General features: G+C 53.2%; 16 protein-coding genes. All 16 read right to left on the minus strand.

Going from position 1 to position 13,428, the window contains the following annotated elements:
* Nucleotides 1–64 precede the first annotated feature (64 nt).
* Nucleotides 65–478 (minus strand): DUF6950 family protein, encoded by a 414-nt coding sequence (locus IQ24_RS01815; RefSeq protein ID WP_145395991.1) that lies wholly within the window; start codon nt 476–478, stop codon nt 65–67.
* 72 nt (nt 479–550) lie between these two features.
* Nucleotides 551–1,186 (minus strand): hypothetical protein, encoded by a 636-nt coding sequence (locus tag IQ24_RS01820; protein ID WP_145395992.1) that lies wholly within the window; start codon nt 1,184–1,186, stop codon nt 551–553.
* Between the two features lie 4 nt (nt 1,187–1,190).
* Nucleotides 1,191–1,835 (minus strand): hypothetical protein, encoded by a 645-nt coding sequence (locus IQ24_RS01825; protein ID WP_145395993.1) that lies wholly within the window; start codon nt 1,833–1,835, stop codon nt 1,191–1,193.
* A gap of 4 nt (nt 1,836–1,839) precedes the next feature.
* Nucleotides 1,840–5,052, minus strand: coding sequence for a coiled-coil domain-containing protein (locus tag IQ24_RS01830; RefSeq protein WP_145395994.1), 3,213 nt, complete (start codon nt 5,050–5,052; stop codon nt 1,840–1,842).
* Nucleotides 5,049–5,264, minus strand: coding sequence for a hypothetical protein (locus IQ24_RS01835; protein ID WP_145395995.1), 216 nt, complete (start codon nt 5,262–5,264; stop codon nt 5,049–5,051). The genes IQ24_RS01830 and IQ24_RS01835 overlap by 4 nt, the downstream gene beginning before the upstream one ends.
* Before the next feature lie 89 nt (nt 5,265–5,353).
* Nucleotides 5,354–5,689, minus strand: a complete 336-nt coding sequence (locus IQ24_RS01840) for a hypothetical protein (RefSeq protein WP_145395996.1) — start codon at nt 5,687–5,689, stop codon at nt 5,354–5,356.
* A gap of 59 nt (nt 5,690–5,748) precedes the next feature.
* Nucleotides 5,749–6,165, minus strand: coding sequence for a phage tail tube protein (locus tag IQ24_RS01845; protein WP_145395997.1), 417 nt, complete (start codon nt 6,163–6,165; stop codon nt 5,749–5,751).
* A 427-nt stretch (nt 6,166–6,592) separates the two neighbouring features.
* Complete coding sequence (locus tag IQ24_RS01850) at nt 6,593–7,045, minus strand: HK97-gp10 family putative phage morphogenesis protein (RefSeq protein ID WP_158637464.1); 453 nt, start codon at nt 7,043–7,045, stop codon at nt 6,593–6,595.
* Nucleotides 7,038–7,355 (minus strand): phage head closure protein, encoded by a 318-nt coding sequence (locus tag IQ24_RS01855; protein WP_145395999.1) that lies wholly within the window; start codon nt 7,353–7,355, stop codon nt 7,038–7,040. The genes IQ24_RS01850 and IQ24_RS01855 overlap by 8 nt, the downstream gene beginning before the upstream one ends.
* Entirely contained in the window at nt 7,355–7,636 is a 282-nt protein-coding gene (locus tag IQ24_RS01860) for a head-tail connector protein (RefSeq protein WP_145396000.1), read from the minus strand. The genes IQ24_RS01855 and IQ24_RS01860 overlap by 1 nt, the downstream gene beginning before the upstream one ends.
* Nucleotides 7,637–7,645: 9 nt before the next feature.
* Entirely contained in the window at nt 7,646–7,855 is a 210-nt protein-coding gene (locus tag IQ24_RS01865; RefSeq protein ID WP_145396001.1) for a hypothetical protein, read from the minus strand.
* 53 nt (nt 7,856–7,908) lie between these two features.
* Nucleotides 7,909–9,072: a phage major capsid protein gene (locus IQ24_RS01870; protein WP_145396002.1), complete on the minus strand. Its 1,164-nt coding sequence runs from the start codon at nt 9,070–9,072 to the stop codon at nt 7,909–7,911.
* A gap of 17 nt (nt 9,073–9,089) precedes the next feature.
* Nucleotides 9,090–9,719, minus strand: coding sequence for an HK97 family phage prohead protease (locus IQ24_RS01875; RefSeq protein ID WP_145396003.1), 630 nt, complete (start codon nt 9,717–9,719; stop codon nt 9,090–9,092).
* Between the two features lie 64 nt (nt 9,720–9,783).
* Nucleotides 9,784–10,992 carry a phage portal protein gene (locus IQ24_RS01880; RefSeq protein ID WP_145396004.1) on the minus strand — a complete coding sequence of 403 codons (1,209 nt, stop codon included), beginning with the start codon at nt 10,990–10,992 and terminating at the stop codon, nt 9,784–9,786.
* Nucleotides 10,993–11,304: 312 nt separating this feature from the next.
* Nucleotides 11,305–12,801, minus strand: coding sequence for a terminase large subunit (locus tag IQ24_RS01885; RefSeq protein ID WP_199756453.1), 1,497 nt, complete (start codon nt 12,799–12,801; stop codon nt 11,305–11,307).
* 204 nt (nt 12,802–13,005) lie between these two features.
* Nucleotides 13,006–13,419: a hypothetical protein gene (locus tag IQ24_RS01890; RefSeq protein WP_145396006.1), complete on the minus strand. Its 414-nt coding sequence runs from the start codon at nt 13,417–13,419 to the stop codon at nt 13,006–13,008.
* Between the last annotated feature and the right edge of the window lie 9 nt (nt 13,420–13,428).

Genomic DNA, 13,428 nt, shown 5'->3' on the forward strand with positions numbered 1-13,428 from the left:
AGCAAGCCTCCCCCGAATGCTGTTCCAGACCAGAGGGCCCCGATTGCTGCTCCGACCGCCGGCATTATTCACGCCCCCCTTCAATTGAAAAGGCACGTTGAATGTCGTCAAGGCTCACAAAGTAAATGCCTTCCTCTCCGACCGCCGCAACCCGATCACCGACGCAAAGTCCGAGCGGCCCCTCATTTAGAATGACGATGTCACCGACCTGCGTATAAACGACATCAGTGATCTCGTGAAACGTCTTCGCGACGAAGTCACGCTGATCATCAAAACCGGCCGCCCGGATCTTTCTCAAACCCCCGAGTTCGGTTGTGTAACGACCGCGAAAGTCCGATGCCGGATCTTCACCCGTTTGTGCTTCAACGCATGATGCTGTGAAGAGAGCACAATCCTGAACTCCGTACTGGAAAGGAATGTCTCTAACTGAATCTAAATATGAATAGAGACGCGATCTCCAATCTTCTCGACGCTTCATGTGACACTCCGAAATATCATTCGGTGTCTATTGAGGTCCGGGGCATTGTTTTCGTCAGCGTATCACAATAATTTAGCCCCTGCTCCCCATCCTGAATCCCGTCTCTGATTTTTGACCCCAGGCTACTTCGATCGTTCCCGCAATGCTTGCGTACTTCCGTCCGTTGTCGTTCGGGTTTCGGAGTTTCTGTGCTGCGTCCGATTTTTTCAGTGCGAGCGTTTTTGTTCCCGCTCTGTTCTGCGAAACGACAACGACCTCACATGATGCCGACTCACCGATTTGAATATTGATCGTGTCGATATTTCCTCGATATGCGATCGGGAATCGGCTTTCGAGCGGCTGTCCCGCCACAAAAATTCCTGTTATTGGATCAAAGAAAACGAGACGCATTTCGACTGGTGCGAGAGTTGCGTCGTAAGCACGAATGAGATTGATGACGTTCGCGTCAATGATCGATAGAGTGAGCCTCTGATTTTGAATCACGGTCCCCGATTCAAACGTGATCTCAGGAATGCCGACGATCGGCCCGGCTCCCGCGTACGTTCGAGTCTCTGATCCGATTGTGACTGTGAGATCATCTTCATGAGTAGTAATACCCACCGATTCGATAGCACCCGTTTCACGATTTTTCGCTTTAATCCAGATCAGCCATCGCGCTGATATAGCACCCTTTGCGAGATAAGTCCTTGCGTTGTCAGTTATGTCCATACCTTTACTCCTTGATAACTTGAATGAAATCGAATGACATGCCTTCGGCATGTGACGGATTGAAAACAAACTGAGACACGGATCCCGGAATGATCTGTGCGACGATTGAAGGGCGTTGAAAGATCACTGTTGCGTTGTTTAAAGGTGTTCCCGGGCCGCGGATCGGACACATGACCGGAAGAGCGACGAAACCACCGTTGATGGTTGCTATTTGTCTGTTCGTGACTTCGTTGTAATAACGCTTCCCGTTTATACGATACGCGAAACGGTCACCAGGATTCAGGACATAGCCCGGGCGAGCGGCTGTGAGTACGAATGTTGATCCGGACGTTGAGCCCGAAACTTTTGGAACATATCCTTGAGTAAGCGTGCCCTTCGGATCCTCAAGAGGATACTGATTCTTCTTGTCGATCACTTCGAATTTAGCACCGGCATTCATCATAGTATTGACGAGATTCGATTGAATGCGGGCATTCGCATGTGACATTGGAGCAAGTGTGATCCTGCCCTTCCAGAGCCGAGGTCCGTTTTCAGCGGTGAGGATGTCACCGCCGCCCGTTTGTGAAGTGATGAGACTCGCATCAGGATACATTGAGAAGTCTGCGATTTTCAGTTTATCAAAGAAATTGACAAGTGTTGTGTATGCCATTTTATTATCCTCTTGATCGCGGATCAGCACTGTTCCGATTAAACGTGCTTGATGTTTGTTTCTTGTCGTATGACGCGAGTCCGCCCTTCACGATCTGAACCGCGTTATCATTCGCTTGACTGATGATCCTTGCCTCAACACCGTCCGATATTGAGATCTCAACGCGAGAGACGCCGCCCGATCCTTCGACAAGGCGACGAGAGGCGGGGTTGCTCAAAATCTGTGAGCCCCGTGACAAGTTCACGAGTTCAGGCCCTCTCTCGCCGACCCAGGTGAGACCCCCCGCCCAGTTCGACGTCCCGTTCGCGTTCTGCCCGATCCCGCCGAACCATCCCGTAAGCATGTCTCCGATGCCGCCCCAAGACCCGGTCCCTTTCCAGAGCGTGTTCCACGCTGAGTTCGCGAGAAGGTTCCCGAGTTGAGAAAGCAAGTTCTTCGCCGCGTCACGGGCCGACGTTGCCCCGGTGATGAAACCCTTGAACATGTCACCGAAACCCTTATCGAGCGTGTCCACGACTTCACGGAGCCCGTCTTGGGCCCGCTTCAACGCGTCCGTTTCGATCACGAGTTGTCTCACCTGTGCGATCTTCGTCTCATCACCGATCGCCCCGGTCTCCTGTGCTGCCCGATAGATCCGTTCTTGCTGTTCGGTCATCCCGAGCGTTGCCCGATACCTGTCATGCTCTTCGATGAGTTTTGTCATCGCGTCACTTTGCCGATCGATAGTCCGAGCCTGCTCACGCTCTTCGTCAGTCAGTTTCGGTTTACCGACGGATCTCCCGCCACCGCCGGATCTTCCGCCACCGGATTTCTTGGACGAGCCGCCGCCGCCCGCCGCCTTCATGGCTTCACGCTCTTTCTTGCCCGCCTCATCGCGGGCCTTTCCCAGAGCATCCTGTGCCGCGGCCGCCGCGTTCGCCGCGGATTCCTCTTCTCCGAGCATCCGGATAGCGGTCTTATAGGCCGGGCTGTCATACTCACCGGCATATTGAGCGATGATCGCTTTCCGCTTCTCACCGTATTCCGCATTCCGTTGGGCTTGGAGCCCGGCCTTCGCGGCGTCAGCGAGTGACTTCCCTTGTGCGAGTGCCGTCGTCTCGACCTTTGCCGCGGCGGCTTGGATCTGGAAACCGGAGATAGCCGCGAGGCTTGCGTCGATTGCCCGAACCTGGGCGTTCACGGACGCCATGGCGTTCGCGAAAGCGTAGCCCGCGACTTCCGCGTCATACGTTGCGTTAGCGACGTTGATCGCGTGATCCACCGCCGCGGCGGCTTCCGCGTTTCCTTCGACCTGTGCGGCCAGGGCGTTGAGGGTTGCGAGTTCCTGATCCCGAGTTGCCGCCGCCACCGCCTCTTTATAGGTCAGTGACTCTGCCCCATATTGAAGGGCAATGGCGTCAAGATTGAGTTGAACCGTTTTGTTTGCCGTCTCTTCATTGAGACTCGCAACCCGATCTTTGATCGTCTTCGAATATGCGATCCCGGCCACCGCTGAATTATATTCTGCTTCAACCTGTGCTTGTGCGTGCTGAACCGCCTTTTCGGCTTCCGCATTTCCCGCAACTTGTGACGCGAGTAGATTTAGAGCCGACATCTCCCGATCACGATCCGCCGCGGCCACCGCCTCTTTGTAGATCCGAGACTCTTGACCGTATTGCGAGGCGAGGGCATCGAGACCCATCTGAATCTCTTTTTGTGCGGTTGCTTCTTTCAGTTTTTCGAGTTGTTCTGTCAGTTCTTTCGTGAGCACTTTTGACCCGGTAGCCGCGGCCGCGGCCGATCCGGATTCGGATAACGTGGATCCGAGATTCTGGATCATCCAGTTTGTCGAGATGATGTCATCTCTCACCGTCTTGAGTTCTTCTTTTAACTCACCAACCTTATTAGCGGCCCCGCGGTCCCCTATTTGTGCCATGATATTTTGACGGGGAATGTCGTTAAGGATTTGAGCCTCACGCTCAATGAGAAGATTAAGTTTCTCTTGTGCGGCAACACGCTTATCTTCGAGTGTCTCGACCGTCCTCTCCTTATTAGCCGCATCACGTGCGACCTCATAAGCCGCATATGCGTCTTTTAGATCCTGAACCGTTTTCCTCTGTTCTTCCGCTCTCTGCTTCGCTTTCATAAAGCCCATCGTCATGAGTCCGAGTCCGGTGACGATGATCCCTATCGGCCCGCCAAGTGCTGCGTACGCGACACGCAAAACACCGGCCGCGGCCGCCTGTGCTCTCATCGCGATAGCACCGGCCGTCATCCCCGCGATGAAGCGGAGTGAGGAGAGGTTCATGAGTGTCATTGATGCGGCTGTCCCGGCCAGAGATGCGGCAAGGCGTCCTGCTGCGACTGACGCGACTACCCCCATAACCGTTCCGACATTCGAGAGGATCGCGGTGAGTGCCGTTGCGGCCGCGGAAAGGGTTCCGCTCATGAGCCCGCCGATTACTTTCAAGCCCTCACTGTTCTTCACAAAGTCAGCCATTGCGGCCGCCCCATTCTCGATAGCCGGGGCGACGCTTGCGATCATGGACATCCCGATCCCGCCGAGGGCCGTCTTCATCTCTGTGATCGAGGCTTTCGCACGCAAGAGACTGTCCGACGTTGCTTGTGACATCACGGCCCCGGACGCCTTCGCCGCGTCCCCGAGCCTGGTCATTTCCGCCCCGCCGTTCCGGAGAAGAGGGACGAGGGCCGTTGCGTCGTTCGCGATCGCTTCGAGATAGAACGTCATCTCTGCTTGGCTCAATCCCGCTTTTTCGAGGGATGAGACATAGAGTTGAAGAGCCTGCGGGCCCGAGAGGTTGCGGAATGCGTCCGCCGTCACCCCGACCTTTGGAGCGATGTTCTCAAAGAAGTCAGCCATTTCGCCGCCGCCGGTTGACATGTAGTCACCGACCTTGTCGTTCACGTCCTTGAGAATGTCCGCCAGTTTTTCGGAACCGATCCCGACCGACTTCGCCCCCGCTTCCCATCTTTGAAACTCATCGAGTGACGCGTTCGCGACGGACGTGAAGTTCTTGAGTTCGGTTGCGGTTGCGATCGCCTTCGCCCCGAAAGCGGTGATAGCCGCCCCGGCCGAAACGGCGGAAGCCGCGGCCCCGGCGACCACGGTCTTCAACCGCTTTGAGGACGCTTCCGTCTTACCGACCCCGGATGAAAATTCCGCGGAATCGAGGGAGAGGTTGACGCGGAGAGCACCAATGACCGACGCAAGACTCATTTCTCAAACCTCTTCCTTAATGCCCTTAAATTCGCCGCAATCCTGGCGTCCTTCTGTTCCGCCGTCATTTCGGCCACGGCGTGCCTCTCGTCTTTGAGCAAGAAGTCCTCAATGTTCGGAAACTTCTCCGCTCTCTTAAACATTGCCCCGAGCCAGGCGATCTGGATTGCGGCGTTGTGTTCGTCCCGCTTTCTTTCCGCGTATGCCGTCATCCGGAGAAGATATTCCCGAGGCGTGAGCGACCAGAACGAGTCCGGGTCAAAGCCCGCCGCTATAAAAGCGGCGTGGCTCTTTTCGATATTTAGCCCGCCTTCTTTTGGCGGGCTTTCGCGTTTCCCGGTGACACCTCTTTCGGGGCGTCCGGTGACGCGGCCGCAACGACCCTCACCCACGCTTCGGGATCTTCCGAGACGATGTCCCCAGCGTCAAAAACTGAGAGATCCGGGTGATGACGACGCAAGCACGCGAGATAAAAAGCCCGGAGATCAGTCAGTGAGACCGATCCGTCATCGAGAGATTCAAGAACCTCTTGTGCCCTCTTCCCCGCGATGCTTTCGAGTTCAGCAAGAGCGTTGTAATCAAGAACCATCTTGTGTCCTGTCGCCGTTTCGATCTCGCCTTTGAATCTGTTCGCCATTCCTTATCCTTTCTTTTTGAATGTCATTAAGAGGGGCGGCCGGTGCCGCCCCGATTTCGTTACGGGGTTGCGGGGCCGGAGATCCGGAAGGTTGCTTCCGCGGTCAGTGCTTCGTTGACCGGAGCGTTTCGGGTGTAGCCCTTACAAAAACCGAAATACGCGTCACCCGTGCTTTCGCCGGGAAGGACAAACTCGATCGTGACGATTTCGCGAGTTGCGAAAATTTCGGTGAGAAGAGTGTCCGTTCCGGATCCGGGGATCCAGTTCATCGGGATCTTGACTTCACCGTTATCGATGAGCCCGCCGATATATTCTTTCGTGTTGCCCGAATCCATATTCGTGACGTCAATCTCATCAGCCTGAGATTCCGGCCAGGTGATGTCTTTGAGTTCTGCGAGTTTCGTTCGAGTCGCGCCGACGCCCGCTTTTGTGACGTAGACCGATGTTCCGATCCCGATCTGTGCTTGAGTAGCCATATATAATCCTCCAAAGTGAAGCCGCTTCGAAGTGTTATTGAGGTTTGATGGCCTATTTTCGTCAGGGACCGTTTTTATTTTCACGAGTGCCAGACAAAAAACGTTAGTCGTGATCTCTGCTTTTCGTTCTCGATCGTTTGAGACGCGTCACTGTAAAACACGCGATGAATCCGATCTCCCTGGTAACCATCGATTCCTGAAATGACTGAATCACGGGTTGAAGCCATTTCTCCGTATGTCGTTGCGTAAATATCGATCTGGACTCGTGACTGCGTGAGCCCGTCCCGCCCATCCATGTTGTGCGTGCCCGGCGACGAGATGACATTAAGGACGCAAGCCGGATAAGCCGACCCCGCGGGGTTGACACCGAAGTTCACGGGAAGACCCGGGTTCAATGCTTTGATCAAAGTTCGGATTTCTTGTTCCATCATTCGTCTCCCGAGTCCGGGAGATCAACCGCGATCCCGCGTTTCGTCAGAGAAGCGATCGTGTTCTCCCAAGATTTTTTCTTGATGTCTTCGAGCACTTGGCCCTTCATCGAGTCCCATGCCGGGCTCAAAAACGGATCCGGGGCGGTGTGTTCCGTCCCAAACTCGACGAGGTGAGCCTTCGCGGATCCGGCCCCGATAAACATCTCTGCGGCGTGTTTCCCATCGAGTTTCTTTTCGAGACGCCTCTGCGAGCGGGTAAGTTTCGTGCTCACCGTAATCGAGGCTTCCAGAGCCCCGGTGTCATGCGGAGCGTTCGCGGCCGCCGCTTCCGCGACCGGCTTCCCGGCTTCCCGGAGCGTCTTCCGGAGCACGTTCTTCGCGTGTGCTTTGTGAAGTTTTTTCAGGTTCTCTTCGAGGCCCTTGAATCCGGTGATCGTGATTTTACTCATTGACGAGCCCACCCGTGATTTCAGTGAAGACACGGCGGCCGATCTCCTTGACCGCGACGATGTTGAAGACCTTGCCCTCATAACGGACCCGGTCCTTCGTCGTCACATCCGCCCGAAAGCGGATCTTGAAACGGGCGGTGATGTCGGCTTGGACGGATCCCGCGGCCCATCTCTCACCGTCTGAAACGGCGGTGTATGACGACCAGAGCACCGCGACCGGGGCCCACGTCTCGACCTCTTGATAGCCGTCATCGACAAGCGTGCGGCGTTCAAGAGTGACGCGTCTGTCGAGATCACCCGCCCCGCTCATTAGATCAATCCTTCGGCTGGACGGTTGATATGGATGAGCATGTCGAATGCGAGTGGCACTTTTGAGAGAGGTTTATCACTCACGCCCTCTCTGTTTTGATACCAGTTTCCGATAAGCAAAAGAGCGGCGTGTCGGAGCGTGTCTGGATAACCGGGATCATGAGGAATGCCCGTCGTCTTCTCAATATATTCGACTGCGGCTGCGAGAAGCGTGAGGACGTATGCGTCCTCTTCCGTCCCGTCAATCCGAAGATGTGTCTTGATGTTTTCAAGGGTGATCATCGACTTGCCTCACTTTATTTCCGGAGCACCGGATTGTGCCTGATTTTCAGGAGCCTTCCTTGCTCTGCCATTACGAGCGGGGCCTGATAACCGATCAATCTTTCCGCAAGCCGCGGCGATCTCTGCGAGTTCTCCATCAACAGCCGTTCCAGCCGGGATCGTTTCAGGATAAATTTTACCCGGAACGACTACATAAAAATCTTCTTTCAGTTTTGGCATGGCGGAACCTTTCTTTTGAGATGAAAACGGGGGCCGGAGCCCCCGTCTTTTGGTTAGGCTGCGATCGAGAGAAGTTTGATCGCTGCGGTGTCACGAGGAGTTCCGCCCACCCTTTTTGCGGCAACGAATTTCACAAAACCGGGACGGGTGTACGGGTCAACAATCAGGCTCATCCCGGCGATGTCCGTGATCAGATAGCCTCTCGACAAGTCACCAAACGCAACCGGAGTAGCGTTCGCGGCGATGTTTGGCATGTCTTCCGCAATCACGACACGCTTCCCGTGAATCTTGTCAAACTCACCGGCAATCAGTGAAGGCTGATAGAGATACTGCCCGTTTGCGTCTTTGATCTTCGCAAGCGTTGCCAGAGTCCCGGAATTCATCAGCCAGGACCCGTCAGCACGGTATCCGCCGTTAATCCCATAGAAGAGATCCAAGAGCCTATCGTGTGGGTTTGTGCCAAGTCCGTCGGCAACACCGGTCTTGATCAGCCCGAAACCGTTCCCTGAGGACAAGAGTCCCTTGGGCTTGTTCGTGCCATTCCCGCTCACGAATGCCTTGCCTTCACCTTCCGCAAATTTCTTCACGAGAGAAGCGGTCAGCCAGGCTTCGAGTCCAAAGGTTGCGTCTTGGAGAGCGTGCGTTGAGACTTCAACAATCGCGTGCTGTTCACCAAAAGCGGGCGTGATGCGTGCGATGTCCGGAGATGTCGTAACGTCACGATCATCAGTCTCACCGACCCAGACGGTTCCGGCATTAGCTTTGTCGAGCAACTCAACGTAATCAGTGCTTGAAACGGTTACGACGGATGCGAATTCACGGATCGGGCTCACGCTGTTCAGCGTTTCAAGAATGCCGGATGCGATAACGCGAGGGATCGCGACCCCATCAGTACCGGCCACAGTGATCGCCGCGGCTTTCTGCTCACGCTCAACCCGGTCACGCGTAGTGTGAGCCTTCGGATCGCGAAGATAATCGATGAAGGCCGATTTGTGCTCATCAACTTCCGGCTGCGTGCCGAAGTTGCCAGGACGGTTCGCCTTCGTCTCAATCGCCGTCAGGCGGCTTTCAAGGGCGGCTTTCTCTTCGAGTGCCTTCGCCAAATCTGCTTCAATGCGTGAAACGGTAGCCGCGTCAGCTTTCGTCTCAACAGCGTCACGAGTTGCGGCAATCAGTTTGTTGCTGTTCTCGATAGCATTTTTAAGTTCAATATCCATTCCGATTTCCTTTCTGATTATCGGGATTTGAGGAGTTCAGCACGCTTGTTAAGCAATGCCAGAATTTCGCTCTTTGCTTCGTCAGCGTCCCGCTGCTCAGAAAGTGCGTTATAACCGCCAGAAATGAGTTTCTGCGCGTCGTTTCTTGAAAAACCTGAATCTCTCAGTTTTTTTTCAAGATCTCTCTTCGTCATTTCAGACGCTTTAATAGAGTCAATTTTCGCGAGTTCGTTCATAGGGAATGTGACGATGCTAATTTCCCAAAGTTCCGCTTTATGAATTTGCCTAGTGTCACCCTTCCATTCTGCGTCAACTGTGCGATAACCAATCGACAGAGAGTCGATAGCCCCGTCTTTCAATAGAGCGATGACGTCCTTTCCGCGTGCCGTCTCAGAGATAATGCCCGAGACTTTCAGGCCCCTTTCGTCTTCAACGATATCAGCCCAAACCCCGCAAGGCTCATCAGAGTTATGATTCCAAAGCATCTTGACTTTGCGTCCTGATTTCAAACTCTCAGAGAAAGCACCAGGCATCACGACGTCACCCCCGGAGTCCACATTTCCAGAAACAGATCCGTATCCGGAAATATTTCGCCCGGTGTTTTCACCGTTGTTATCAGACTTAAAAGAGATGCTTTTATGTTCCATAAAGTAACCCCGCGTTTCTATTCGCGGGGTTATTGCGGTTCGGGCTTCTCCTTTCGTCAGTCAATCAAACTTTTTTTTCTGGATCTGAAATGGAGTTCATCGCTCCGCGTGACGGTTTGCTGGTCCATTCCTCATTGACTGGATTTAAACCGACTTCACGTCTAACTTCATCGACAGACATCCATGCTGGTTGCCCGCCTGCTCCGAGTGCTTTCGTGAAGTATTCTGCTTGTGCTGCCTGGTCACCCCGCATCAGTTCGATCTCATCAAAGTCAAACCGCATCCCCGGAGTCTGTCCAAGAATATCCCGATCGAGAGCAAGTTCGATCCGCCGACACCAGGGCATGATCGTGTTAATCACATGAGCCCTGAACATCTGTTCAGCACTTGCGTACGTAGCGGCTTTGTCTGCTTGACCGAGCATGATTGGCTGAACACGAAAGACTCGTGCGATCTCTTCAACAAGAAACCGACGGCTCTCGATGTATTGTGAGTCAACGAGAGACAAGGTCATAGGAGTGTAAGACGCTTCTTGATCGAGCACTGCGACCCCACCCGGTCCACCAGGTCCGAAAAGTTTCTGCCACATCTCTCGAAGTGCCGTCCGAGTTTCCGATGTTACCTCACCCTTAAATGACAAGATCCCGGAAGGACGTCCGCCATTTTCAGCGAGAGTCGCTTGTTGGTTTTCGAGTGCTTGCGTGATTCCGATCGCCCTGCGTGCTTTTTGAAATGCGGGGATCCCGCTCACTCCATCAAGACTCACGCCTCTAAACGCAAAGACTTCTTCTTGTCCGAAATACTGAACCCTTCCATTTAGAAATGTCACGCGATAGCGGATGCCGTAATCGTCAGATTGTTCGATCTCCCATGCCCCGGGCGGCACCGGAATTAATTCACTCACTTGCTTTCTGTCATGTGACATGACTTTGATCGAGATTGCCCCTCTTCCGAGGACAGCACAAAAGGTCATCTGTTCGATAAATTCAAACGCGGTCATCCATGAGTTCGGGCGGCGGGTCAGAAGTTGATGAGCCCAATGATCGTGAACGACCCGTGTCCCGTCTTTCGTATCTTTTATAAGCCGAAGTGGCGTCTTTGCGACGTCTTCCGCGATCACGCGTGCGACTGAAAAAACGAGTGACGTTTCTAACGCGTCATCAAGATTAACCGGCCCGCCGGATCTTCCTTGCGTGACTCCGAAAACGGTAGAGAGTAGACCCCGTCCTCCACTGAATACCGTTGCTTTCTTCTTTTCGAATAGACCAAACATTGTGACCCCGCGTTTCAATTCGCGGGGTTATTGAGGTCCGGGCATGTGTTTTCGTCAGTCTTTTGAAATTTAATCTCTGGATATGCGTCGAATGTAGTTTCGGACGGAAAGGTAAACCAGATACCAGATGATAAACTTTAATATCCAAGGAACCGCGTCACCGATAGGAACATCGTAGTTTGTGTAGTTCGCGTCAATAATTAAATCAAAAATTCTCCACTGAAAAATCCAAACAACCCAAGTTGCGAATACACCGATAAGTATCCGTTTTCCAATTTGCTTTGAATGCGTTGATTTTTTTTTCATCTCGTCTCACAACACCAGTAACCCTGCCCCCTCAAGATATGACTTTTTGGAGGGTTCCCCGCCCCCTTCTTGAAGTGTTCCAATCGACATAGCAAGAGCAACGGCACCGTCAATCTTTCGTGTGCTTGTGCTCTTCGTGAGTTTTCGGTTTCCTGCTGGATCTCTCACAACGATCGCGTTCGCCATGCACATCGTGAGCAAAGGGTGATTTCCGTGCTTGATCTGATTTTGAAGAATCATTGTTTCAGTCGTCCGGAGTGCTGGGCTCATTGAAACGAAGCCTTGCCCAAATGGAACGAAGTGTTCCTCAATGAACGCTTCCGTGAAGCCCACATCAAGAAGCGATTTCTTCAAGTGACGGAAGTTGTATCTGTCGAAAGCGATCTTGCGTATGACGCAACGTGAGGAGAGATCCCAGAGATAGTGAGCGACGAAATCATAGTCGATCACACGACCTGGAACCGCTTGAAGATGCCCCTGCTCAGCCCATAGATCATAGGGCACCTTCTCCTTCCGTGCTTTCTCCGAAAGCCCTTCTTGAGGGAGCCAAAACGTGGGAAGAATGTTCAATCTATCATCCTGCGAGCCTGGCGTGCGATATGCCGCTACGAAAGCCGTGAGGTCCGATACTTCCGATAAGTCCAGCCCCCCGTAAATCTCTGCCCCATCGATCGGATCAGGCGTGGCCGCGTTCTCATCCCAGATTGGCTTCGCGATGAAAGGAGAGTTGATCTCGATCCTTTGGTTGAGGATGAGATTGCGGAAGGACGCTTGAAAGGACGGCATTCGCTTCGCATTGTCCGCGGTTGCCTGCGTCTCTTTCTCGTTTTGAAATATCCCGAATGCGGGGTTCGCGGCACGCAACGCGGATTCGCTGAACGGGTCCATCTCCGGGGGGGCGGTGTAGAGATGACATACTGTGTGAGGATCCTCTCCCGCTTTGTCGATCAGTTCGGAAAGGAGATCTCCGTCCTGCGCCGCTTGTGTAGAGATGATGATAGAAAGCGGGTTTGCGTGAGCACCGGATCCAGTCTCAACAGCATCATATAAGTCCGACCTTGGACCGCGAACTTGCCCGAGTTCGTCATGAACGGAGAATACCGGTGAAAGCCCGAGAGCCGTTTTGCTCTCTTTCGACAAAGCGAGATAACGCGTTCCGCGACGCGGGCATGCCATCTCTTTCGTTGACTCTTTAACGGTCACAAAAGCGTTGAGTCTTGGCGACATGTAGATCATCTTTGCTGCGAGTCGGAAGACGACGGAAGCCTGCTCTCGACTCTGTGCTGTTGAGTATAACTGTCCGCCCTGGACGCTTTCTGGCCCGCACAAATGAAGAAGGAGAAGCATAGCGGTGATCGCCGTCTTTCCATTTTTCCTTCCCATCGACAAGATCGCTGTGCGTGTCACATTCTTATTATCATAGACCGCAAGAATGAATTCTTTTTGAAAAGCCAAAAGCCTCACTGGCTTGCCTTGATGAGCCCCTTCGGGTATCCGGCACATCGTCTCAATCCATCGGATATTCCGTTCTCCGCGTGTCTCATTCCTCATCGCGAGACCTCTTATTCAAGCCTTCCTCTTCCCTTCTCTTTCTGTTCTCGTGACGCTTAATCAAACGAGCACGATCATTTATTCTGCGAGTAAGCACCGCTTTCGCATATACTGGGCTCATCCTATCGAGACCGCTCTTTATCGGTTCGACTTTATTCATGACCATGGCTCATCAGGTTCCGCGGGTTTTTGAATTTTTGCGTTAACAGTTGATTGCTGCGTGATACGAAGACGTGTTGCGAGAGATGACATCGCCCGCCCTTCACGCTCCTGAATTTTCAAGAGACGATCATATTGTTCGATCCATTTTTCTGATGTCTCCGGATCCGCTGTGTGTGCTCTAATGATCGCTGAAACTCTTCTGGCTTCACACGCATGACGGCAATATTGAGCGAGTAATTCGTAAGTCTCAGCAAGAAACCAGTCTGCCGGCATTCGATTGACAATCACCGACCAGACATCTTTTTGCTCACGCGTCATCCCGTTAAGTGGTTCGGGACGATCAGGAATGTAGTCGGCGGAAAGTCCCGCTTCTTCGATGCTCTTCTGATCTGATGATTTACGTGCCATGTTCAAAAC

Source organism: Paracoccus sulfuroxidans (assembly GCF_007830335.1).
Taxonomy (GTDB): Bacteria; Pseudomonadota; Alphaproteobacteria; order Rhodobacterales; family Rhodobacteraceae; genus Paracoccus; species Paracoccus sulfuroxidans.